General features: G+C 68.3%; 19 protein-coding genes. 11 read left to right on the top strand and 8 right to left on the bottom strand.

Annotated elements, in window-relative coordinates; all coding sequences use genetic code 11:
- Positions 1–107: 107 nt before the first annotated feature.
- Complete coding sequence (gene mepK, locus BLS85_RS07655; protein ID WP_092784695.1) at positions 108–800, top strand: peptidoglycan L,D-endopeptidase MepK; 693 nt, start codon at positions 108–110, stop codon at positions 798–800.
- Positions 801–1,241: 441 nt separating this feature from the next.
- On the opposite strand, the gene accC is transcribed toward mepK, so the two are convergent.
- From accC to aroQ, 3 genes are read right to left on the bottom strand one after another with little or no spacing between them, the layout of a single operon-like run.
- The gene (gene accC, locus BLS85_RS07650; protein WP_092784692.1) at positions 1,242–2,633 is read right to left on the bottom strand and encodes an acetyl-CoA carboxylase biotin carboxylase subunit; all 1,392 of its coding nucleotides are present in this window, start codon (positions 2,631–2,633) and stop codon (positions 1,242–1,244) included.
- A 9-nt stretch (positions 2,634–2,642) separates the two neighbouring features.
- A complete protein-coding gene (locus BLS85_RS07645; protein ID WP_092784689.1) occupies positions 2,643–3,098 on the bottom strand; it encodes an acetyl-CoA carboxylase biotin carboxyl carrier protein in 456 nt (151 codons plus the stop codon).
- Between the two features lie 59 nt (positions 3,099–3,157).
- Positions 3,158–3,628, bottom strand: coding sequence for a type II 3-dehydroquinate dehydratase (aroQ, locus tag BLS85_RS07640; protein ID WP_092784687.1), 471 nt, complete (start codon positions 3,626–3,628; stop codon positions 3,158–3,160).
- 198 nt (positions 3,629–3,826) lie between these two features.
- Here aroQ and BLS85_RS07635 point away from each other — a divergent pair, with 198 nt between their 5' ends.
- From BLS85_RS07635 to BLS85_RS07625, 3 genes are all read left to right on the top strand, one after another.
- On the top strand, positions 3,827–4,978 hold the full coding sequence (locus BLS85_RS07635; protein ID WP_092784684.1) for an asparaginase: 1,152 nt from the start codon (positions 3,827–3,829) through the stop codon (positions 4,976–4,978).
- On the top strand, positions 4,947–7,070 hold the full coding sequence (gene pbpC / locus BLS85_RS07630; RefSeq protein WP_092784681.1) for a penicillin-binding protein 1C: 2,124 nt from the start codon (positions 4,947–4,949) through the stop codon (positions 7,068–7,070). Before BLS85_RS07635 ends, pbpC begins: the two co-directional genes overlap by 32 nt.
- A 199-nt stretch (positions 7,071–7,269) precedes the next feature.
- Positions 7,270–8,646: a DUF1963 domain-containing protein gene (locus BLS85_RS07625; protein ID WP_092784678.1), complete on the top strand. Its 1,377-nt coding sequence runs from the start codon at positions 7,270–7,272 to the stop codon at positions 8,644–8,646.
- 364 nt (positions 8,647–9,010) lie between these two features.
- On the opposite strand, the gene rdgB is transcribed toward BLS85_RS07625, so the two are convergent.
- From rdgB to BLS85_RS07605, 4 genes are all read right to left on the bottom strand, one after another.
- A complete protein-coding gene (gene rdgB / locus BLS85_RS07620; RefSeq protein ID WP_092784675.1) occupies positions 9,011–9,652 on the bottom strand; it encodes an RdgB/HAM1 family non-canonical purine NTP pyrophosphatase in 642 nt (213 codons plus the stop codon).
- An 18-nt stretch (positions 9,653–9,670) separates the two neighbouring features.
- Positions 9,671–10,258: a D-sedoheptulose-7-phosphate isomerase gene (locus BLS85_RS07615; RefSeq protein ID WP_092784672.1), complete on the bottom strand. Its 588-nt coding sequence runs from the start codon at positions 10,256–10,258 to the stop codon at positions 9,671–9,673.
- Positions 10,259–10,331: 73 nt separating this feature from the next.
- Positions 10,332–10,928, bottom strand: a complete 597-nt coding sequence (locus tag BLS85_RS07610; RefSeq protein ID WP_092784669.1) for a uracil-DNA glycosylase family protein — start codon at positions 10,926–10,928, stop codon at positions 10,332–10,334.
- Positions 10,929–10,934: 6 nt separating this feature from the next.
- Positions 10,935–11,666 carry an NAD-dependent deacylase gene (locus BLS85_RS07605; RefSeq protein WP_092784666.1) on the bottom strand — a complete coding sequence of 244 codons (732 nt, stop codon included), beginning with the start codon at positions 11,664–11,666 and terminating at the stop codon, positions 10,935–10,937.
- A 285-nt stretch (positions 11,667–11,951) separates the two neighbouring features.
- Here BLS85_RS07605 and fliF point away from each other — a divergent pair, with 285 nt between their 5' ends.
- From fliF to flhA, 7 genes are all read left to right on the top strand, one after another.
- Positions 11,952–13,592, top strand: coding sequence for a flagellar basal-body MS-ring/collar protein FliF (gene fliF / locus BLS85_RS07600; RefSeq protein WP_245699133.1), 1,641 nt, complete (start codon positions 11,952–11,954; stop codon positions 13,590–13,592).
- A gap of 30 nt (positions 13,593–13,622) precedes the next feature.
- Complete coding sequence (gene fliG, locus BLS85_RS07595; protein WP_092784660.1) at positions 13,623–14,642, top strand: flagellar motor switch protein FliG; 1,020 nt, start codon at positions 13,623–13,625, stop codon at positions 14,640–14,642.
- Between the two features lie 148 nt (positions 14,643–14,790).
- Positions 14,791–16,020 carry a FliH/SctL family protein gene (locus BLS85_RS07590; RefSeq protein ID WP_092784657.1) on the top strand — a complete coding sequence of 410 codons (1,230 nt, stop codon included), beginning with the start codon at positions 14,791–14,793 and terminating at the stop codon, positions 16,018–16,020.
- Between the two features lie 15 nt (positions 16,021–16,035).
- Positions 16,036–16,401: a flagellar motor switch protein FliN gene (gene fliN, locus BLS85_RS07585; RefSeq protein ID WP_092784654.1), complete on the top strand. Its 366-nt coding sequence runs from the start codon at positions 16,036–16,038 to the stop codon at positions 16,399–16,401.
- 6 nt (positions 16,402–16,407) lie between these two features.
- Positions 16,408–17,247 (top strand): motility protein A, encoded by an 840-nt coding sequence (locus BLS85_RS07580; protein WP_092784651.1) that lies wholly within the window; start codon positions 16,408–16,410, stop codon positions 17,245–17,247.
- A 60-nt stretch (positions 17,248–17,307) separates the two neighbouring features.
- Positions 17,308–18,684 (top strand): sigma-54-dependent transcriptional regulator FlbD, encoded by a 1,377-nt coding sequence (gene flbD / locus BLS85_RS07575; RefSeq protein WP_092784648.1) that lies wholly within the window; start codon positions 17,308–17,310, stop codon positions 18,682–18,684.
- 60 nt (positions 18,685–18,744) lie between these two features.
- Positions 18,745–20,913, top strand: coding sequence for a flagellar biosynthesis protein FlhA (gene flhA, locus BLS85_RS07570; protein ID WP_092784645.1), 2,169 nt, complete (start codon positions 18,745–18,747; stop codon positions 20,911–20,913).
- 249 nt (positions 20,914–21,162) lie between these two features.
- On the opposite strand, the gene BLS85_RS07565 is transcribed toward flhA, so the two are convergent.
- Positions 21,163–22,377: an NADP-dependent isocitrate dehydrogenase gene (locus BLS85_RS07565; RefSeq protein ID WP_092784642.1), complete on the bottom strand. Its 1,215-nt coding sequence runs from the start codon at positions 22,375–22,377 to the stop codon at positions 21,163–21,165.
- Positions 22,378–22,494: the final 117 nt, after the last annotated feature.

Raw genomic sequence — 22,494 nt, 5'->3', positions numbered from 1 at the left:
GGACGGCTAGGTCGGTTTGCGGTGACGCAGGCCCGAGCCAAGTCCAGAAAACCGGCCCAAAAGAGGCCGGACCCTACGCCAGAGCATGAGTTGAGAGAGGCCAGATCGTGTCCAGCCACGAGACGTCCCGCCCGGCGGCGACGCGCCGTCGGGTCTTGTTCGGGGGCGCCGCCCTGGGGGCGGCCACCCTCACCCCGCTGTCCCAGGCCCTTGCTGGCGCGCCGGTGCCGCCCGGCCCGAAGCCCGATGTGCCTCTGCTGTTTCAGATCGGGCGCAAGCCGACACCGCCCCAAGACGCCATGATGGAGACCGTGTCGAGCCGGCTGCCGACCCCGCCGGCCGGCGGTCCCCGGGTGCGGTCCCTGGCGCTGGACAACATTCACACCGGCGAGCGGCTGAACGTCACCTACATGGAGAACGGCCACTACCTGCCGGACGCACTCCAGGCCATCAACCACATCATGCGCGACCGGCGCACCGACGCCGTGGCGCCCATCGATCCGGCACTGCTGGACCTGCTGAGCGACATCCGGCGCAGACTGGAGGCGCGCTCACCCCTGGAGATCATCTCCGCCTACCGGGCGCCGGGCACCAACGCGCGCATGCGTCAGGCCGGACGGGGCGTGGCCAAGAACAGCTATCATATCAGGGGCATGGCCGCCGATATCGCGATTCCCGGATACGGCCTCGCCGATCTGCGCCGGCTGGCGCTGACCATGGGACGTGGCGGCGTCGGATACTACCCGCGCTCCGGCTTCGTGCATGTGGACGTCGGCCCGCCGCGCGCGTGGCGGGGATAGCGCAAATCCCGAGCGATCCGAAACGGATCGCGACGACGATTTGCTTCAATATCAAATCAATAGAGCGCGTTGCGCGTTTCAGACCGGCCGGCGCGCCCCTGGTGTCGCTTCGCGACGCCAGCTTTTTCAGACGGGGGGGCCGGCGCCCACGGCGCCGATTCAAGGATGGCCGCCTAAAGGGCGGCCAGGGCGGCGGAGCCGCGCGCCCCGAAGGGGCGCTGCGGCGAGAAAAACAAAGGCTCAACAACGCCGGCTGGATGTCGTGAAGGCTGGACGAGCGTCAATCCAATCGTCGGTTGGTATCAGAGCTCACGCAACAGGCCCTAGAGCAAACCCGCAAGCCCCAACACCGGGGCTCGCCCGGATTTCTCACCGTCTTGGTCGGCCCCTCGTGGTCGCCCCCTCGTGGTCGCCCCCTCGTGGTCGCCGTTGTCAGACCCGCTAATCCCCAGATTCCGGCCCCTCCGTCACAAACCGCTCCAGCCAGCGGATGTCGTAGGCGCCGGCGACGAAGTCGGAGGCCCGCATCAGGCGCTGATGCAAGGGGATGGTGGTCTCGACACCGTCAATGACGTATTCCCCCAACGCCCGGCGCAGGCGCATGAGGCACTCGGTGCGGTTGGCGCCGTGCACGATCAGTTTGGCGATCATGCTGTCGTAATGCGGCGGCACCTTCAACCCGGTATAGAGCCCCGACTCCACCCGCACGCCCATGCCGCCGGGGGCGTGATAGCGGCCGATGGTGCCGGGTGACGGCGCGAAGGTCACCGGGTTCTCGGCATTGATGCGGCATTCGATGGCGTGGCCGTGGAAGCGGATGTCCTCCTGGCCGTAGCCCAGCGGTTCGCCCTGGGCGACGCGGATCTGTTCCTTCACCAGATCGATGGTGGTGACCATCTCGGTGACGGGATGCTCGACCTGCAGGCGGGTGTTCATCTCCATGAAGTAGAATCGCCCGTCCTCGAACAGGAACTCCATGGTGCCAGCGTTGTGGTAACCCAGGTTGCGCGCCGCCTCGCAGGCGACAGCGCCGATATGTTCGCGCAGACCCGCGTCGAGGGCCGGCGAGGGCGCCTCCTCCAACACCTTCTGGTGCTTGCGCTGAAGCGAACAGTCGCGCTCCCCCAGGTGGACGACGGTGCCGTGCATATCGGCCAACACCTGCACCTCGATGTGCCGGGGGTCGGAAAGGTACTTCTCCATGTAGACGTCGTCGTTGCCGAAGCCGGCCAGGGCCTCGGCGCGGGCGGTGCGCCACGCCTCGACCACCGCGTCGGCCGTGGCGGCCACCTTCATGCCGCGCCCGCCGCCGCCAGCGGCGGCCTTAATCAGCACGGGGTAGCCGATCTCCTCGGCCATGGCGATGGCCTCGGCGTCGGTGGTGATGGACCCCTTGGAGCCGGGCACCACCGGCAGGCCGGCCTCGGCGGCGGCGCGCTTGGCGGCGATCTTGTCGCCCATCATGCGGATCAGGCGGGCCGGCGGACCGATGAAGGCGATGTGGTGGTCGTGGACCATCTCGGCGAAATCGGCGTTCTCCGACAGGAACCCATAACCGGGATGGATGGCGTCGCAGCCCGTGATCGTGGCCGCCGCCAGCAGAGCCGCCTTGTTCATGTAGCTGTCGCGCGCCGGAGGCGGGCCGATGCACACCGATTCGTCGGCCAGGCGGACGTGCATGGCCTCAGCGTCGGCGGTCGAGTGGACGGCCACGGTGTGGATGCCCATTTCGTGGCAGGCGCGCAGGATGCGCAGGGCGATTTCGCCGCGATTGGCGATCAGCACCTTCTGGAAGGTGATGGGCGGGCGCTGCGGAGCGACGGTCGCGGACATGGGGCGGCCCTACTCGATGACCACCAGGGGCTCGCCGAATTCCACCGGCGTCGCGTCATCCACCAGCAAGGCGGCAACACGGCCGGAGCGCGGCGCGCGAACCGGGTTGAACGTCTTCATGGCCTCGATCAGCAGCAGGGTGGCCCCTTCCTCCACGGTATCCCCGGCCTTGACGAAATTGGGCGCGCCCGGTTCCGGCGCCAGATAGACCACGCCCACCATGGGCGAGGTCACCGCGCCTGGGTGATCCTCGGGCTTCGCCGCGGCGCCGGCACCGGACGCCGCCGCCGCCGGAGCGTCCCCGGCCGGCGCGACGACGGCGCCCGCGCTGGCGTTGATAGTCAGCGTCCGCGCCACGCGGATGCGCAACTCGCCGGTGTCGTACTCGATCTCGGACAGACCGGTCTCTCCGAGCAGCTCTGCGAGCGCCCGGACGGCTTCGGTGTCGATGGGGGTCCTGGACATGGCGGTGTCTTCGGTCTTTCGTCGCGGGATACAGGGTCGGCCGGGGGAACCCGGCGGTGTCAGGTTTGTGGATCGGACGTCCGGGCGGCCTCCGTCTCCACCAGTCGGGCCATGGCGTCCAGCGCCAGCACGTAGCCCTGTCCGCCCAGGCCGGCGATGACACCGGCGGCCACGGGAGACACGTAGGAATGGTGGCGGAACGGCTCCCGCGCGAACACGTTGGACAGGTGAACCTCGATGACCGGCAGGCCGACCGCGCGCAAGGCGTCGGGAATCGCCACCGACGTATGGGTATAGGCCGCCGCGTTGAGGATGATGCCGCGCACGTCGGTGTGCGTGGCCTGGATCCACTCGACCAGTTCGCCCTCAAGGTTGCTCTGGCGGAAATCGATGGCGAAGCCCAGGGTCTCGCCGCGCGCGCGGCAGGCGGCGGCGATGTCTTCGAGCGTCTCGCGCCCGTACAGCGCCGGCTCGCGCCGGCCGAGCAGGTTCAGGTTCGGGCCGTTGAGGATCAGGATGGTGGCGGACAACGGGCCTGGTTCTCCCCCGGCGGAAACGGACGTCCGGCTGGGCCCGGTGGCTCAGCGTGCGCCTGTCCTATATCAGCCGCCGCTCGGGGGCAACATGCTGTTGCGCGAGAAATCACCCGAACATTGTCAGACCCCGTCCGCCCTGCCAGGATCGGCGGCACCGAGGGCCGCGCGCGGCCCGTTTCACGGGATGCCATCATGTCCATGCCTTCCTCCGCCGATCCGACCGACCCGCCCTCAACCCACGCCGAGCTTTTCCCAGACAACCCGGTCCTGGTGGCGCTGACGCGGGGCGACGCCGTCGAGTCCTTTCACCGGGGCGCGGCCATCGCGTTGCGGGCCGACGGCCGTCCCCTGCTGGCCTGGGGGGATGTCGAGCGCCCGGTGTTCCCCCGCTCGGCGCTGAAGCCGATGCAGGCGCTGGCCCTGCTGGAGGCCCTGCCCGACGCGCCCGATCTGACGCCGGAACGGATCGCCCTGCACACGGCGTCCCATGCCGGCTGGCTGATGCAGGTGGAGCGCATCCGCGAGTGGCTGGAGGACATGGGTCTGAGCGAGGCCAACCTGGAGTGCGGAACGCGGGACTGGCCACTGGATCCCGACGCCGCCCGGGAACTGGCGCGCCGGGGTGGCCGATCCGGCCCGGTGCATCATAACTGCTCCGGCCAGCACGCGGGTTTCCTGCGGCTAGCCCAGGCCATGGGCGCGCCAACGGCCGGCTACATCGGCGCGGAACACCCGGTACAGCGCGCGGTGACGGCGGTGCTCGGCGACCTGACCGACGTGGACATGGCGACGATGCCCCATGGCCTGGAAGGCTGCGGCATCCCCTCCCCTGCCCTGCCCTTGTGGGCGGTGGCGCTGGGAATGGCGCGGCTGGCCGATCCCTCCGGGCTGGCGCCGTCCCGGGCCGCGGCGGCGCGGCGGCTGTGCGCGGCGATGGCCGCGCACCCGGATATGGTGGCCGGGCCGGGGCGCTGCGAGACGCGGCTGATCCGAACCACCACCGGGCGCGTCCTGGCCAAGGTCGGCGCGGAAGGCAACATGGTTGCCATAATTCCGGGCCACGGTGTGGGTGTGGCGTTGAAGATGGACGACGGCGCCACCCGCGCCGCCGAAGTGGCGCTGGGGCTGGTACTGGAGGCCCTGGGCGTGCTGTCGGCCGACGACCGCGCGGCACTGGCCGGGGTGTTCCAGCCGGTTGAGCGCAATGCCGCCGGCGTTGAGACCGGCCACGCCCTGGCGGTCACCGCGCCGGAGGACGGCGACGGCGACGCGGACGATCCGGAGGTCGACCCGTGGGACGAGGACTGGGACGATGAGGACCCGAAGGGGCCAGACGCCGGATAAGGTCCGGCGCGGCGCCGCCGCGCTAGGGCTGGCGCTCGTTCTGGCCGTCGCCTCCACCCTCGCGCTGGATCGCCTCGTTCCGCCTGATCTGTCGCGGTTGGCCCCGACCGTCACCATCACCGACCGAACCGGTCAGGTGCTGCGCGGATTCCTGAGTCCCGACCAGACGTGGCGCCTGCCGACAACGCGGGCCGATGTTGATCCGCTGTATCTGGCCATGCTGATGGCCTACGAGGATTCGCGGTTCCCCTGGCATCCGGGTGTGGACCCACTGGCGGTGGCCCGGGCCGCCGCCCAGGCGGTGTGGCACGGCGAGGTCGTCTCCGGCGCTTCCACCCTGACCATGCAGGCCGCGCGGCTGCTGGAGCCGCGCCCGCGCACCCTGCCCTCGAAACTGATCGAGATGGCCCGCGCGCTGCAATTGACGGCGCACCTGGGCCGGGACGGGGTGTTGGACGCCTATCTGACGCTGGCGCCGTTCGGCGGCAACATCGAGGGCGTGCGGGCGGCCGCCCTGGCGTGGTGGGGCAAGGAACCGCGCCGACTCACCCCCGGGCAGGCGGCGCTGCTGGTGGCGCTGCCGCAGAACCCGACGGCATGGCGGCCCGACCGCCACCCGGAGGCGGCGCGGGCGGCACGCGCCAAGGTGCTGCGGCGCATGGTCGGCGCCGGGGTGCTGACCGCCCTCCAGGCCCGCGAGGCCGAGGCCGAGCCGCTGCCCGAGGTGCGCCAGCCCATGCCGCTGCTGGCCACGCATGTGGCGCGACGGCTGGCGGCGGAGCGGGACCCCACCGACCCGCCGGTGATCCCAACCACCCTGGAGGCCGGGCTTCAGGCCCGGGTCGAGGCCCTGGTGCGCGCCCATGCCGATTCTCTTGGCACGCGCGTGTCCGTCGCCGCCCTGGTGGTCGAGGCCGCGACCGGCGAGGCTCGCGCCTGGGTCGGCTCGCCCGGTTTGCTGGATACGCAACGCCGGGGCGCGGTGGATATGACCCAGGCGCCGCGTTCGCCCGGGTCAGCGCTGAAACCGCTGATCTACGGCATGGCGTTCGAGGACGGGCTGTTGCATCCCCTGACCGAGATCGACGACCGGCCGATGGCCTTCGGCGGCGGCTACGCGCCGGAGAACTTCGGCTTCGCGCACCATGGCCGGGTGACGGCGGCGGAGGCGCTGCGCCGCTCGCTGAACGTGCCGGCGGTGGCGGTGCTAGACCGCGTGGGGCCGATGCGCTTCGCCGCGCGCCTGACCGAGGCCGGGGTGACCCCGCGCCGACGCGGCGGGCTGGGCCGGCCCGGGCTGCCGCTGGCGCTGGGGGGGCTGGGCGTGACGCTGGAAGAACTGGTGGGGCTGTACGCCACGATAGCCGTCGGCGGCGAGCGTCGGGCGGTGAGACTTCAACAGTCTCCTTCGGAAGAGGCTGGGGACCCCACCCGCATTCTGTCGGAGGCCGCCGCATGGCAGCTTCGCTCCATTCTCGCCGAGGCCCCGCCGGCCGCCGGCTTCGCCCCCGACGACGCCATCCGGGGTGGGCGCGCCGTGGCCTTCAAGACCGGCACCTCCTACGGATTCCGGGATGCCTGGGCCATCGGGATGGACGGCGACCATGTGGTCGGCGTCTGGGTGGGCCGGGCGGACGGAACACCGGTTCCCGGAATCATCGGCCGTGAGACCGCCGCGCCCTTGATGCGCGCCCTGTTCGACCTCCTGGCGCCGCCCCGCCGCCCGCTGCCGGGGCCGCGTCCGGCGGGCGTACTGGATGTGGCGCGTGGCGCCGACCTGCCGCCGCCGTTACGCCGACTGACGGCGCCGGACGCCGGCCGGCGGCTGGCCGCGACCGGCACCGCCGATCCCCTGCGGTTGCGCTTCCCGCCCGACGGGGCGACCCTGGACTGGGATCAGGCGGCGCTGGGTCTGGTGCTGGAGGCCGACGGCGGACACCGCCCCTATGCCTGGCTGGTCAACGGACGTCCGCTGGAAACGGCGCCGTGGCACCGGGGCGCACAATGGCGACCCGACGGTCGCGGGCTGGCGCGAGTGACGGTGGTGGACGCCACCGGCCGCGCCGCCGGCGCCGAGATTTGGCTGAAGTAGCCGGATCGGCTCAAACACGCCCCGTTTTGGATGCTATCTCGCGGGGCCTCGCCATTCCCAATAGACAATCGACTCGGCACGCTTATGATTGAGGTCAGAGTCCCACGCCAGACTACGGCAACGGGACGCGGGTCCTCATCCCAGGACGCGGGAGAACCGCCCGGCCAGCCCGGACCAGACCAGGAGGGAGAGCGTCGCCATGGCAATTTTCGGACGCCGTCGCTGCGGCGACGGGACTGCGGCCGATCCGGCGCGAGGCCCCGACCCCGGGGACGCACTGCGCGCTGAACTGCGCCGGCGCGAGCGAGCGGCCATCTATCTGCGCCGGGTCTGGCCCCTGGGATCCGAAGCGCCCGGACACAGTCACCTGGGCGGGCTGCCGTCCCTGCCGCCCCATGTTCCCTGGCCGCGCGGTCGTTCGACCGGGCAGCCCCTGCACTTCCTGGCCCAGATCGATTGCGCCGAGATGCCAAGCGTGCCCACCGATACGCCTCTGCCGCCGGACGGCCTGTTGCTGTTCTTCGGCGACATCGACGAGGAAATGCTCTGGATGGATGACGAGCCGGGGGATCGGACGCGCGTGCTCTATGTTCCCGCGCCTCAGCGGGTCGCCGAAAAACAGGCCGTGCCGGACGACATGCCTGACATCGGTCACGCGTACCAGAAGATGGGGGGAGGACATGCCCGCGTCGGGGTGAAGACCTACCCGGCGTGGCCGGTCACGGGCCATGCCATCCGCTCTTTTCCCGTCGATCCGTCCGGACGCTCGGCGGACCTCGAAACCTTGGCTCTGGAGATGTTCGCGGCCGAGCTTAAGGCACACCTGCCGCCACCGTCCAAGGACTTCTCCAAGCAGATCGTGGGCGCCGAGCGGGTGATGGATGAGGAGACGGCGGATTGGGCCCGCGACGCGGAGGGGAACGTTGTTCGCAAGCCCCATCTGAACGCCCCCTTCGCCGAGGACGACGCATTCCCGTGGTGCGGCGCGGTCATGTCGGAATTCGCCACCGCGCTCGAGACCGAGTGTGCGTCCAAGATCGCGTACGAGAGCCAGTTCCTGGATGACCGCGCCGGGGCGCGGTCATCGGAGCATCAGGCGAAGCTCTCGGGTCTTCAGGACCGCCTGGAGCAGATTCAGGCCTTTGCGCCGGTTCTGCGGTCCCTGCCGGACTGTGACCGGCCCGACCCCGACCTGTCGGCGCGGGTGATCCACTGGATCCTGACCGAACTGAACGCGCAGGAGGCCAACACCGCCCTACTCTGCGCGGTGAAACGGGTGGCGCAGCGGGCAGTGTTCGATGCCGATCTGCGCGCCGTTCTTCCGCCCCTGGCCCTTGAGGTCGTTGATCGCTGGATCCGCCCGTCCGTGGGGCAGTCCGAGCATGTCATGCTGGGATACCCGCAAGCAAAAACCAATTTCACGACGGGTGAAGGCGTGCGCCTGCTGGTGTTGGACAGCGACTACGGCACCGACTTCATGTTCTGCGATTGTGGTGTCGTCGAGTTCTACATCGATCCCGACGACCTCGCCGCCCGCGATTTCAGCCGGGCGAGCGCCAACACCGCCGGCGGCTGACGGCGGGCGGCCGGGCGCGGTCATACGAAGTCCGTTTGTTCCGGTCCGGTTCGGAATGCACTGGCCGTCTCTTTCCCCGTTGGGGCTCTCCGATTCACACATTTTCGGCCGAAGCGGGAGCCCGTCGCTCGTGCGGCGGTTTGACTCGTCATTGCGAGCCCTCGTCGACAGACGAGGGCGAAGCAATCCAGGGCAGAGAGCACAACGTTTCGCCCTGGATTGCTTCTTCGCTTCGCTCCTCGCAATGACGAGTGCAACAACACTTGATGTGACGCAGATCGAACCAGGAAGGGAGCCCGGGTGGCGCTGACCGCCCGAACTGAATACTGCGGAAGCGGCAAGGACGGATGCTCCGAAACCCGTATCACCCCCCGAAACACGCCGCCACAAGCCGACGAAAGGCCTCCGCGCGGTGGCTGATGGCGTGCTTGGCCTCCGGATCCATCTCGGCGAAGGTGATGGCGTGGCCGTCGGGCTGGAAGATGGGGTCGTAACCGAACCCCTTTTCCCCGCGCGGCGGCCAGACGATGTCGCCGAAGACGCGGCCCTCGAAGCACTCAACATGACCGTCTGGCCACGCCAGCGCCAGCGCGCAGGTGAAGTTGGCGCGCCGGTCGCGGCCGGCGCCCAGTTCCTGGGCGATGCGCTCCATGGCGCGGGCGAAATCCTTGTCCGGCCCGGCCCAGCGCGCCGAGAGGATGCCGGGCGCCCCCTCCAGCGCCGCCACCTCCAGCCCGGAATCGTCCGCCAGGGCGGGGTGCCCGCCAGCCTCCGCCGCCGCGCGCGCCTTCAGGACGGCGTTGGCGGTGAAGGTTCGACCGGTCTCCTCCGGCTCGGGCAATCCCAGATCCCCGGCGGCCAGCACGCGGGACAGCCCGAACGGCCGCAACAGGTCGGCGATCTCCCGCACCTTGCCCGGGTTGTGGCTGGCGACCACCAGGGTTTCGCCCGAGAAACGGCGGTGGCCGGGATGGGTGGGCGCGGCGATGGACTGCGTTCCGTGCATGGGGCGTCTCCCGGGCAGTCAGGCGAGGGCGGCTTCTACGTGAAGGCAGAGATAATGGTATAGGGCTTGGTGGGCCTGCTGGATCATCGGTGTGAAGCGGGACGGCGCGGCGATGAGGATATCGCACAGCGGCGCCAGCCGCCCGCCGCCCTCTCCGGTCAGGCCAATCACGGTCATAGCGTTGGCCCGCGCGGTCTCCGCCGCGCTCACGATGTTGGGCGAATTGCCACTGGTGCTGATCGCCAGAAGCACGCCCCCGGCCGTTCCATACGCCTCCACCTCGCGCGCCAGATGGCTGGCGTAGCCGACGTCGTTGCTCCAGGCCGTCAGGGTCGAGGAGTTCGCGCCCAGGGCGATGACCGGCAAACCGCGCCGCTCCAGCAGAAAACGGGCCGTCAACTCGCCGGCGATGTGGAGCGCATCGGCCATGGAGCCGCCATTGCCGGCCACCAACAGCGGCCGGCCGGCGCCCAGCGCGTCCGCGATGACCGCCACCGCCCGGTCCATCGCGCCCTCCAGGCCGGCCTCGCGGGTCCGGCGCAGCACGTCCTGGCTGTCGGCGAGATAGTCGGCAAGGCTGGCCCGGGCGGCCGTGGTGGCGTCCATGCGGGAAAATCCGGCGCGAGGGAAAGGGGAAACGGTCGGGACGAAGCGGTTGTCTCGCGCCGGCCCGCCGCCGTCAAGGCCGTTCGAGCAGCGTCGCCAAACGGTCCCTAAGCACAGGCAGAAGCTCGGCCTCGAACCAGGGATGGCGGCGCAGCCACGCGGTATTGCGCCAACTCGGGTGCGGCAGCGGCAACAGCCCTGCCCCCTCCAACGGCGCGGCGAAGGCGCGCACGGTCTCGGTCAGGGTGCGGCCGCGCCCTTCGCCCAGATAGCGCGCCTGGGCGTACTGCCCCACCAGCAGCGTCAACGCCACATCGGGCAGCCCGGCCAGCAGCGCCGGATGCCACGTCGGCGCGCATTCGGGCCGGGGCGGGGCGTCGCCGCCGCGCGGCAGGCGGCCCGGGTAGCACAGGCCTATCGGGATGATGGCGATCCGGCGGTCGTCGTAGAAGGTCTCGCGGTCCACCCCCATCCACGCCCGCAGCCGGTCGCCGGAGGGATCGTTCCAGGGCAGGCCGGTGGCGTGGACCTTCGTGCCCGGGGCCTGACCGATGACCAGAATCCGCGCCGTCCCGCGCGCCCGCAGCACCGGGCGCGGTCCCAGCGGCAGGTGATCAGCGCACAGCGTGCAAGCGCGCGCCGCCGCGGCGGTCTCGTCCAGAGTCGGCACGGGTGACTACCCCGGAATCCCCTCGGCCAGCAGCCGGTCCACGTAGGCCGGCACAAGCTCGGTGGCCGGTCCCTGGAGGACCTCGCGGAACAGCGAGGCGCCGTTGCTGGCCTCCATGTTCAGTTCCACGGTGTGGGCGCGGCCGACGCGGGTGACCTCGGCGACGAAGCCGGCGGCCGGGTAGACCGTCCCGCTCGTGCCCACCGACATGAACAGCGCGCAGCGCTCCAGCGCATCGGCGATCCGGTCCATGCCGAGCGGGATCTCGCCGAACCAGACGACATGCGGACGCAACCGGCCCAGCGCGCCGCAGGCCGGGCAGGTGTCCTCGCCGGTGCCCAGGTCGGTACGCCACTCGTGGACGCCGTGGCAGACCTCGCAGCGGACCTTCAGCAATTCCCCGTGCATGTGCAGCAGGTTGGAAGAGCCCGCCCGGTCGTGCAGGTCGTCGATGTTCTGGGTGACCAGGAACACCTCATCGTCCCATTCACATTCCAGCCGGGCCAGAGCCTCGTGCGCGGCATTGGGTCGGATGTTGTCGGTCAGCAAGCCGCGCCGACGGTCGTTGTAGAACGCCTGCACGCGGTCGGGATCTCGCATGAACCCCTCCGGTGTCGCCACATCCTCCAGGCGCACCTGAGACCAGATGCCGCCGGCGCAGCGGAAGGTGTCCAGGCCGGATTCCTTGGAAATACCGGCGCCGGTCAGAATGACGATCGGACCTGTGCGGGCGGACATGGCGGGGCCTCCCTGCGCTGTGGCTGTCGCCGAACTCAGTATCACGAGGACACGGACGAATCGAGGGGAACCCCGGCATGCGGCAAGATCTGCCTACTGTTAAGGAGTTCTTTAACCGCGCACGGCTAGCCTGAGCGTGGGTCAGGGCGGTCTCCAAGGTTCGGCGACACGGCATCGCGCCCCCGCGGAAGATCGGAACGGACTCCGCCCCGCGCCCGCTTCGATCACCCTACGCGGTTTCACACCCGAACCGTCTGATCAGAGGGCCATGCCTTGAGTGGCTTCATGGACCAGCTTCGCAATCTCGGCCCCGCGCGTCTGGCCGCCATGGCCGGCGTGGCCGTGGCCCTGATCGGCCTCGTCATTTTCTTCATCACCCGCTTCGCCGCGCCGCAGTTCGAGTTGCTTTACGGCGGCCTGGAACAGGACGAGGCCCGGGCCATCGTGCAGAGCCTGGAAGAGCAGAATATCCCGTATCAACTGGCGGCAAACGGCACCGAGATTCTTGTGCCGGCCGATCAGCGTGACCGCATGCGGTTGCAGACGGCCGAACTGGCGGCCGGCGGCGGCGCGACGGTGGGCTATGAAGTCTTCGACGAATCCAGCATCCTGGGCACCACCAATTTCATCCAGAACATCAATCTGGTGCGCGCCCTCGAAGGCGAACTGGCACGCACCATCAGCTCCATCGAGGGCGTACGCACCGCGCGTGTTCACCTCGTGCTGCCCAAACGCGAGGTGTTCTCGCGCGAGACCAATGAGCCGTCCGCGTCGGTCATGGTCGCCACCGGTCGCGCCCAATTGGATGCCGGTCAGGTGGTCGCGATCCAGAACCTGATCGCGGCTGCGGTCCCGAGAATGAGCACGCAGCGCGTTTCGATCATCGACGAACGGGGCAATATGCTGACCCGGGGCATGGACGAGGATGGCAGCCTCGCCGCCCTGACGCGCGAGGAGGCCCGGCGCACCCAGGAACAGCGGCTGGCGCGCTCGATCGAGGGGCTCCTGACCCGAACCCTGGGGCCCGACACCGTGCGCGCCGAGGTCCATGCCGACATGAACTTCGACCGGGTGGTCACCAACGAGGAGATCTATGATCCCGACCAACAGGTGGCCCGCTCCACGGTCACGGTCGAGGAGGTCTTCGAGAGCAGCGACTCCGAACCGCCGCCCGTTTCGGTGGGCACCAATCTGCCGGACGCCGATTTGCAGGAAACCGGAGGCTCCGCCACCGCGACCACCAGCGAGAACCGCACCGAGGAGACGGTCAACTACGAGATTTCCCGCCGGGTGACCAACCAAGTCCGCGAAGCCGGCATGATCGGCCGCCTCAGCGTGGCCGTGTTGGTGGACGGCATCCGGGGCACCGGCCCCGACGGCGAGGCGACGTACGAGGCGCGTTCCGCAGAGGAAATGGAGCAGATCACGGCCCTGGTGCAGTCCGCCGTCGGGTACGACGCCGCGCGGGGGGACCAGATCGAGGTCCTCAACATGCGCTTCGCCGATCTCGACGCCCTGTTCGCCGAGGAAGAGCCCTGGATGTTCATGGGCTTCACCAAGGACGAGATCATGCGCATGGCGGAGGGGCTGGGCGTGGCCATCGTCGCCATCCTGGTCATCCTTCTGGTGGTCCGTCCCCTGGTCACGCGGGCCTTCGAGAGCCTGCCGTCCGGGGCCGATGGCGGCGCAACGGGTCTTCTGTCGGCCGAGGCGGCGGGGGCCCCGCAGCTTCCGGGACCGGCCACCGCGCCGGTGCCGATCGGGCTGGGCGACGACGAATTCGACGATCCCGACGAACTGATCGACATCGAAAAAGTCGAGGGCCGGGTAAAGGCGTCCAGTTTGCGCAAGATTGGCGAGATTGTGGACAAGCATCCGGAAGAGGCCCTGAGCATCATCCGCAACTGGATGTATCAGGAAAGCTAGGCTTAGACGGTTCAGCACGGAGACTCGACCGTGGCGCGTGTCAAGGAAGATTATCGCAGCCTCACAGGCCCTCAGAAAGCCGGCATCATGATGCTGTCGCTGGGCGAGGATCATTCCGCGAAGTTGTTCGCCTTGATGGACGACGAGGAAATCCGCGAGTTGTCGCAGGTGATGTCCTCCCTGGGCACCATCAACTCGACCCTGGTCGAGCGCCTGTTCGTGGAATTCGCCGACGCCATTTCCAACACCGGCTCCCTGGTCGGCTCTTTCGATACCACCGAGCGCCTGCTGGGCCGCGCGCTGCCCAAGGACCGCGTCGAACTGATCATGGAGGAAATCCGTGGTCCCGCCGGTCGCACCATGTGGGACAAGCTGGGCAATGTCAGCGAGCAGGTGCTGGCGAACTACCTCAAGAACGAGTATCCGCAGACGGTCGCCGTGGTGCTCTCCAAGATCAAGCCTGATCATGCCGCGCGCGTCATGGCGTTGCTGCCCGAGAACTTCGCCATGGAAGTGGTGATGCGCATGCTGCACATGGAAGCGGTGCAGAAAGAGGTGCTGGACGGCGTGGAAAAGACCCTGAGGACGGAATTCATGTCCAACCTGGCCCGCACGGCGCGCCGCGACGCGCACGAAATGATGGCCGAGATCTTCAACAGCCTCGACCGCAACACCGAAAATCGCTTTGTCACCGCGCTGGAGGAACGCAACCGCGAGTCCGCCGAGCGCATCAAGCAGCTCATGTTCACTTTCGAGGATCTGGTGCGGCTCGATGCTCAGGGTGTGCAGGTCCTGCTGCGCCATGTGGAGAAGGACAAGTTGGGCCTCGCCCTGAAAGGCGCCTCGGACACCGTCAAGGACCTGTTCTTCAAGAACATGTCGGAGCGCGCCGGCAAGATGCTGCGCGAGGACATGGAGGCCATGGGGCCGGTGCGCGTGCGCGAGGTCGACGAGGCCCAGAATTCCATCGTCACCCTGGCCAAGGAACTGGCCAACACCGGCCAGATCGTCATCTCCGAAGGCAAGGAAGACGACGAACTGGTGTACTGAGCGTTGACGCCCCCGCCAGCCCGCCGCCCCACCTGGCCCGCTTCGGGGTCCCGTTCGGGAGGCCGGGGAAGAAGGGGGCTGGTGCCGCAAATCTCAAGCCCCCTCCGTCGCGGCGCGGAGACCCAGCCCCTGATGGAGCCGCCAGTTCATGGTCTCGGTGGAGAAATTCCTTTTCGACCGCTCCTTTGACGACCCGGGCCGCGCACGCGTGAACGCGGCGGCCGCACCGTCGCGCGATGTCGGCGAAGAGGTACCGCAGGCCGCCAACAGCGACAGCGACAGCGAAGCCGAGACCTTTGCCGGTCTGGACCGGCGCCGACGGGCCGCCGCCCAGCCCACGGTCCCTCCGCCGGACCTTTACACGGCCGCCCAACTGGAGGCGGCGCGGGAAGAGGGCTACATCCGGGGCCACGCCGAGGCTCAGGAAGAAGCCGCCAAGGCGGACGAGCACCTCCAGGCCACGGCGCTGAAGACCATCGCCGATGCCGTCGACCGCGCGGACCAAACTCTCCTGGCGTACTACGACGCCATGGAACAGGAGGCCATCCGCTTGGCCGTGGTCATCACCCGGCGGCTGTTCCCAAGAACCATGGATGCGGCGGCAGCCGACGAGATCGCCGGTCTGGTCAGCAGTATCCTGCCTGATCTCATCGACCGCCCGCGTCTGGTCATCCGGGTCCATGATGCGGTCACAGACACCGTGCGCGAGGCGGTCCGCGACCTGGAGACCACCACGGGGTACGAAGGGCGCATCATGGTGCGAGCCGATCCGACGCTAGAACCCGCCGACTGTCGCGTCGAATGGGGAGACGGCGGGATCGAGCGGGACACGGCCCGGCTGTGGTCAGAAATCGAGGCGGCGGTGGAACGCCAATTGAAAGAACCCGTGCCCCCCGAGCCAGAGCCGGAGCCCGAACCCGAGCCGGAGCCCGAACCCGAGCCGGAGCCCGAACCCGAGCCGGAGCCCGAGCCTGAAACGGACGTGACAGCGGACCCGGACCCCGAAACCGAGCCGGAGCCCGAGCCGGAGCCGGAGCCCGAGCCTGAAACGGACGTGACAGCGGACCCGGACCCGGACCCCGAAACCGAGCCGGAGCCGGAGCCCGAGCCCGAGCCTGAAACGGACGCGACAGCGGACCCGGACCCCGAAACCGAAATCGAACCGGAACCGGAACCGGAATCGGAACTGGAGGTGGACGCGGCGGACTCCGAACCCGCGTTCGAACCAGAGATCGAAGAGGATGCGGGCGTGGAACCGAAGACCGCCCTTTCAATGACAGACCCGGAACCGGATGGGCATGCGGACCAGAATGCACCGGAGGTCCCCCCGACGCCCTCCGACAGCCCGCTCGGGGACGACCGGCCCAGCCGTCCATAGGGAGATCACGACATCATGGCCGACGAGACGGACTTCAATCTTGACGAACTTGACGAGGCGAAACGGTCCGCCGAAGGCGAAGGCGGCGACATGGGCGAGGACCCCCCCACCCATGTCCCGGATCGGCCCCGCTCGGCGTCCGACCTGGAGGCGGTCTATGACATTCCGGTCCAGGTCTCGGCGGTGCTCGGCAAGTCGCACATGCAGGTCAATCAGTTGCTGAAGCTGGGTCGGGGCGCCGTCGTCGAACTCGACCGCAAGGTCGGCGAGGCCATCGACATCTACGTCAACAACCGGCTGGTCGCGCGCGGCGAGGTGGTGGTCGTTGAGGAACGCCTCGGCGTGACCATGACCGAGATCATCAAAACGGATCGGAGCTGAGACCCGATGGCCGACAGCGGCTCCCTGTACGGACGCACCCGCGCCGATGATGCCGGCAATGATTACGCCGGCGTGGACTTGGCGACCGTCATCGGCATCGGCGGCGCGCTGGCCCTGATCGCCCTGGCCATGCTGCTGGGCGGCTCCCCCGGGTCCTTCGTCGATCTTCCGGCCATCCTGATCGTGATCCTGGGCACCGGATCGGTCACGCTGGCCTCGTTCACCTTCAACGAGGTGTCGGCGACCCTCTCCGTCCTGCCGCGTACCGTGCTGCACCCACGCATTGATCCGGGCGACGCGGCCGAGCGCCTGATCGATCTGGCGGAACTGGCGCGCGCGCGGGGACTGTTGAAGCTGCAGGGAGCGCCCCTGGAGAGCACCGCCGACGAGCCGTTTCTGTACAAGGGCCTGGGACTGGTGATCGACGGCGTGGCCGAGGACGAGGTCGAGGCCATGCTGCGACAGGAAATGGACGCCACGGCGGCCCGCCACGGACGCGGGGTCGGGGTGTTGCGCCGGGCTGCCGAGGTCTCTCCGGCCATGGGACTGATCGGCACCCTGGTGGGGCTGGTCCAGATGCTGGGCAACCTCGATGATCCCGAGCGCATCGGCCCCAGCATGGCCGTGGCCCTGCTGACGACGTTCTACGGCGCCATCCTGTCTAACGTCGTGTTTTCTCCCCTGGCCAGCAAACTGGAGCGCAACGCCACCGAGGAACACCTCGTCAACCACCTCTACGTGGTGGGCGTTCTGTCCATTGCCCGCAAGGAAAACCCACGGCGGCTGGAAATGCTGCTCAACAGCGTTCTGCCGCCCCATCAGCGAGTGCGCCGCCTCCATGTCTGACAGGAACCGCAAACCCCTGTCTTCCATACGCCGCCACCCGGCTTCCGGGGAGGCTCCGTGATGCGCGTCCTGATTATCGGCGCCATGGAAGGGCAGGTCGGCGCAGCGGCGCGGATCGCCGTGCAACGGGGCGCCAAGGTGGAGCAGGCGAACGATGTGCCGGCGGCCCTGGAAGCCCTGCGCGCGGGGCGCGGCGCCGACGTAGTGATGATCGACGGCCGTTTCGATGTCGCCGGGCTGATCGACTCCATGGTCGCCGAACACATCGTCGTTCCGGTCGTGGCCTATGGTGTGGGCTCCGATTCCCGCGCCGCCGTGCGGGCCATCAAGGCCGGCGCCAAGGAGTACATTCCCCTGCCACCGGACCCGGACCTGATCGCCGCCGTCCTGGAGGCCGTGGCCGAGGACCGCCATGCCCTGGTCTTCCGCGATCCGGCCATGGCCCGGGTGGTCGCCATGGCGGATCAGGTCGCGCCCAGCGACGCCAGCGTGCTGGTGACCGGCGAATCCGGCACCGGCAAGGAACTGATCGCCCGCCATCTGCACAAGAGCAGCCGCCGGGCCGACGGCCCGTTCATCGCCGTGAACTGCGCCGCCATCCCCGAGGCCCTGCTGGAAAGCGAGTTGTTCGGGCACGAAAAGGGTTCGTTCACCGGCGCCGTGGCCCGGCGCATCGGCAAATTCGAGGAGGCCAACAGCGGCACCCTGCTGCTTGATGAGATCTCGGAGATGGATGCGCGCCTTCAGGCCAAGCTGCTTCGGGTCCTTCAGGAGCGGGAGATCGACCGCATCGGCGGCAAGAAGCCCGTGCGGGTCGATACCCGCATCATCGCCACCTCCAACCGGGACCTGCGCGCCGAGGTCGCCGCCGGGCGCTTCCGGGAAGACCTGCTCTTCCGCCTGAACGTCATCACCCTGGTGCTGCCGCCGCTGCGGCAACGCCCGGCCGACATCGATATGCTGGCAACGCACTTCGCCCGCAAATATGCCCAGGCCAACGCCCTGCCCGACCGTCCGCTGTCGAACGCCGCGCTGGCCATGCTGCGGGCCCATGCGTGGCCGGGCAACGTGCGTGAGCTGGAAAACACCCTGCATCGGGCCGTGCTGCTGGCCCAGGGCGACGACATCGGCCCGAATGCCGTGCTGATCGAGGGCATCGCGCCACCGCAACCCGACGGTTCGCCGGGGCCTTCGAGCGAGGACGGAGGAACCGGCCGCTTGGTGGGACGCACGGTCGCCGATGTGGAGCGGGACCTGATCATCGACACCCTGCGCCATTGCCTGGGCAACCGAACCCATGCGGCCACGATCCTAGGAATCTCGATCCGCACGCTCCGCAACAAACTGCGCCAGTACACCGACGAGGGGACCGCGGTTCCCGCGCCGGGCGTCGGCGTTGCCGGCGAGGCCTCGAACGGACACCCCGCACCGCCGTAACCCGGCGTCGCGTGACGGCGCGCGACCGCCCGACGACACGAAAGAGGAAAGACAACGGCGATGGCCGAGGAATCAGGCGCACAGGGCCAGGCGGTGGCCACCCGAGGCGAGTCCGACGTTCCCCAGGGACGGGCCGGCGGCGGCTCGGGCGCGGACAGCCTGGGCGATGCCGTTCGCCGGGTTCAGTCGATTCTGAGCAAGGGCGAGATCGGGCTTGCGCTGGGCATTATCGGCATTCTGGTGGTGCTCATCCTGCCGATGCCGCCTTGGATGCTCGACATCATGCTGGCGCTGTCGCTGACCTTTGCGACCCTGATCCTGATGGTCGTCATCTACGTGCGCAAATCCATGGAGTTCAACTCGTTCCCCATGGTGCTGCTGATCGCCACCCTGTTGCGGCTGTCCCTCAATCTGGCCTCGACGCGGCTGATTCTGGCCAACGGTCATGAGGGTCCCGACGCCGCCGGAGAGGTCATCCAGGCGTTCGGCGGCTTCATCATGGGCGGCAATTTCGTGATCGGCGTGATCGTGTTCGCCATCCTGGTGCTGGTCAACTTCATGGTCATCACCAAGGGGGCCACGCGCATCGCCGAGGTGTCCGCCCGCTTCACCCTGGATGCCATGCCGGGCAAACAGATGGCCATTGATGCCGACCTGTCCACCGGCCTGATCACCGAGGACGAGGCCCGCAACCGGCGCGAGGAGATGCAGAAAGAGGCCGACTTCTTCGGCGCCATGGATGGTGCGTCGAAGTTTGTGCGCGGGGACGCCGTCGCCGGCATCCTGATCACCCTGATCAACATCGTCGGCGGCATGATCATCGGTATGGTGCAGGGCGGCCTGAGCTTCAGCGAGGCCGCCGACGTCTACACCCGCCTGACCGTCGGCGACGGGCTGGTCTCGCAGATCCCCGCCCTGATCGTCTCTGTCGGGGCCGGTCTGATGGTGGCCAAAGGCGGGTTGAAGGAAAGCGCCGAAGCCACACTGCTGGCCCAGTTCAAGGCCTATCCCAGCGCGCTGGGGATGAGCGCGGTGCTGGCGATGGCCTTGGCGCTGCTGCCGGGCACACCGTTTCTGCCGTTCACGCTGCTCGGGCTTATGGCGGGAGGAGCCGCCCTGGCCCTGCAACGGAAACGCCGCCGAACCGAGGCGGTGGAGGCGGAGGCGGCCCCGGCGCCTGTGGCACCCGTGGCCGAGGAGCCGATCTCCACCGCACTCAGAATCGATCTCGTGCGCCTGGAGTTGGGCTACGGCCTACTGAGCATGATCAACGCCCCCGGCGCGTCACGCCTGACCGAGCAGATCAAGGCCCTGCGCCGTTCCCTGGCCATCGAAATGGGCTTCATCATGCCGTCGGTCCGGATCCAGGACAACATGCAGCTCGGCGCCAACAGCTACGTCATCTTCGTCAAGGAGGTGGAGGCCGGACGCGGGGACCTGCGCCCGAACATGCTGCTGGTCATGGACCCGCGCGGTGAGGACATCACCCTGCCCGGGGAAAAGACCACCGAGCCCGCCTTCGGGCTGCCGGCGGTCTGGTCGGACAGTTCCAACCGCGAGGAGGCCATGTTCCGGGGCTACACGGTCGTGGATCCGCCCACCGTGGTCACCACCCACCTGACCGAGGTGGTCAAGGACAACATGGCCGATCTGCTGTCCTTCGCCGAAACCCAGAAACTGCTCAACGAGTTGGACAAGGATCAACAGAAGCTGGTCGCCGACCTGATCCCCAACCAAATCTCGACCAGTGGCGTGCAGCGCGTGCTGCAGAACCTGCTGAACGAGCGCGTTTCCATCCGCGATCTGCCGACCATTCTGGAGGGGATCAGCGAGGCGTCGGCCACCACGCGCAACATCATGCACCTGACCGAGCATGTCCGCACGCGACTGGCGCGCCAGTTGTGCCACGCCAGCGTGAACGCCGACGGCGTGGTACCGCTGGTCACCCTGACGGCGCAGTGGGAACAGGAATTCGCCGAATCCCTGGTCGGGCAGGGCGAGGAACGGCAGTTGTCGATCCCGCCGTCGCGCCTGCAGGAATTCATCATGACCATGCGCCAGACCTTCGAGCGCTTCGCCATGCAGGGGGAATCGCCGGTCCTCCTGACCAGTCCCGGCATCCGCCCCTATGTGCGTTCCATCGTGGAGCGGTTCCGTCCGATGACGGTGGTCATGTCCCAGAACGAGATCCACCCCAAGGCCCGGATCAAGACACTGGGGCAGATCTAGCGCAAATCCCGAGCGATCCGGAACGGATCGAGACGACGATTTGCGCCAACAGAAAACTCAAATCCCGAGCGATCCGGACCGGCACAAACGGTTTCCGGCAAAAATGGTTCGCACCTGTAGGGCGGCTGGCCGAAGGACAAGCCGCCCTACACGTCGAGAGACGGCGGGTGCCCTTCGGTCACCCGCCCTACACTTGGTCATCGCTTCACCGAACCAATGATCCGGTTTTCGGATCAATCGGCCTCCGGATCACCCCATGGCCGCCTTCAATCCTTCGTCCAGCTTGTCCAGGAACTGCTGGGTGGTCAGCCACGGCTGGTCCTTGCCGATCAGGATAGCTAGGTCCTTGGTCATGTGGCCGGCCTCGACGGTCTCAATGCACACGCGCTCCAGGGTGTCGGCGAATCGCGTCACGTCTGGCGTGCCGTCGAACTCGCCCCGGAACTTCAGACCCCGGGTCCAGGCGAAGATCGAGGCAATGGGGTTGGTCGAGGTCTCCTGCCCCTTCTGGTGCTGGCGGTAATGGCGGGTGACGGTGCCGTGGGCGGCCTCGGCCTCCACGGTCTGGCCGTCCGGGGTCATCAGCACCGAGGTCATCAGCCCCAGCGAGCCGAAGCCCTGGGCCACGGTGTCCGACTGCACGTCGCCGTCATAGTTCTTGCAGGCCCAGACGTAACCGCCTTCCCACTTCATGCAGCAGGCGACCATGTCGTCGATCAGGCGGTGTTCGTAGGTGATGCCGGCGGCGTCGAACCGGTCCTTGAACTCGGTATCGAACACCTCCTGGAACAGGTCCTTGAAGCGGCCGTCGTAGGCCTTGAGGATGGTGTTCTTGGTGGACATGTAGACCGGCCAGCCCCGGTTCAGGCCGTAGTTCATGCACGCCCGGGCGAAGCCGCGAATCGACTCGTCCAGATTGTACATGGTCATGGCGATGCCCGATCCGGGGAAGTCGAACACCTCGTGGGTGATCGGCGCGCCGCCGTCGTCCGGGGTAAAGGTGACGGTCAGCTTGCCCTTGCCCGGCACCAGGAAGTCGGTCGCGCGGTACTGGTCGCCGAAGGCGTGACGGCCGATGACGATGGGCTTGGTCCAGGTCGGCACATAACGCGGCACGTTGTTGCAGATGATCGGCTCGCGGAAAACGGTGCCGCCGAGAATGTTGCGGATGGTGCCATTGGGCGAGCGCCACATCTTCTTGAGACCGAATTCTTCGACGCGGGCCTCGTCGGGCGTAATGGTGGCGCACTTGACGCCGACGCGGTGTTTCTTGATCGCCTCGGCGGCGTCGATGGTGATCTGGTCGTCGGTCTCGTCGCGTTTCTGGATCGAGAGGTCGTAATACAGCAACTCGACGTCCAGGTACGGCAGGATCAGCTTGTCCTTGATGAAGGCCCAGATGATGCGGGTCATCTCGTCGCCGTCGAGTTCGACGATCGGGTTGGCGACCTTGATCTTCGTCATGGTGGGGTCCCCTTGGCTGGTCGGTCCGGGCCGAAGCCGACATGGCCGACGGAAAAGGCCGGTCGCTCGGGCGGGCCGCTCACGGATTGACGCGAAAGGCGCCGACGGCGGCGGGAG

This window comes from Rhodospira trueperi (assembly GCF_900101965.1).
Lineage (GTDB): Bacteria > Pseudomonadota > Alphaproteobacteria > Rhodospirillales > Rhodospirillaceae > Rhodospira > Rhodospira trueperi.
This window is presented reverse-complemented; position numbering and strand designations above follow the sequence as displayed.

Bases quoted from the DNA above. Each gene is read 5' to 3' on its own strand.
- accC (WP_092784692.1), bottom strand. From the start codon at position 2,633: ATGTCCGCGACCGTCGCTCCGCAGCGCCCGCCCATCACCTTCCAGAAG.
- BLS85_RS07645 (WP_092784689.1), bottom strand. From the start codon at position 3,098: ATGTCCAGGACCCCCATCGACACCGAAGCCGTCCGGGCGCTCGCAGAG.
- BLS85_RS07635 (WP_092784684.1), top strand. From the start codon at position 3,827: ATGTCCATGCCTTCCTCCGCCGATCCGACCGACCCGCCCTCAACCCAC.
- pbpC (WP_092784681.1), top strand. From the start codon at position 4,947: ATGAGGACCCGAAGGGGCCAGACGCCGGATAAGGTCCGGCGCGGCGCC.
- BLS85_RS07625 (WP_092784678.1), top strand. From the start codon at position 7,270: ATGGCAATTTTCGGACGCCGTCGCTGCGGCGACGGGACTGCGGCCGAT.
- rdgB (WP_092784675.1), bottom strand. From the start codon at position 9,652: ATGCACGGAACGCAGTCCATCGCCGCGCCCACCCATCCCGGCCACCGC.
- BLS85_RS07615 (WP_092784672.1), bottom strand. From the start codon at position 10,258: ATGGACGCCACCACGGCCGCCCGGGCCAGCCTTGCCGACTATCTCGCC.
- BLS85_RS07605 (WP_092784666.1), bottom strand. From the start codon at position 11,666: ATGTCCGCCCGCACAGGTCCGATCGTCATTCTGACCGGCGCCGGTATT.
- fliF (WP_245699133.1), top strand. From the start codon at position 11,952: ATGGACCAGCTTCGCAATCTCGGCCCCGCGCGTCTGGCCGCCATGGCC.
- BLS85_RS07590 (WP_092784657.1), top strand. From the start codon at position 14,791: ATGGTCTCGGTGGAGAAATTCCTTTTCGACCGCTCCTTTGACGACCCG.
- fliN (WP_092784654.1), top strand. From the start codon at position 16,036: ATGGCCGACGAGACGGACTTCAATCTTGACGAACTTGACGAGGCGAAA.
- BLS85_RS07580 (WP_092784651.1), top strand. From the start codon at position 16,408: ATGGCCGACAGCGGCTCCCTGTACGGACGCACCCGCGCCGATGATGCC.
- flbD (WP_092784648.1), top strand. From the start codon at position 17,308: ATGCGCGTCCTGATTATCGGCGCCATGGAAGGGCAGGTCGGCGCAGCG.
- flhA (WP_092784645.1), top strand. From the start codon at position 18,745: ATGGCCGAGGAATCAGGCGCACAGGGCCAGGCGGTGGCCACCCGAGGC.
- BLS85_RS07565 (WP_092784642.1), bottom strand. From the start codon at position 22,377: ATGACGAAGATCAAGGTCGCCAACCCGATCGTCGAACTCGACGGCGAC.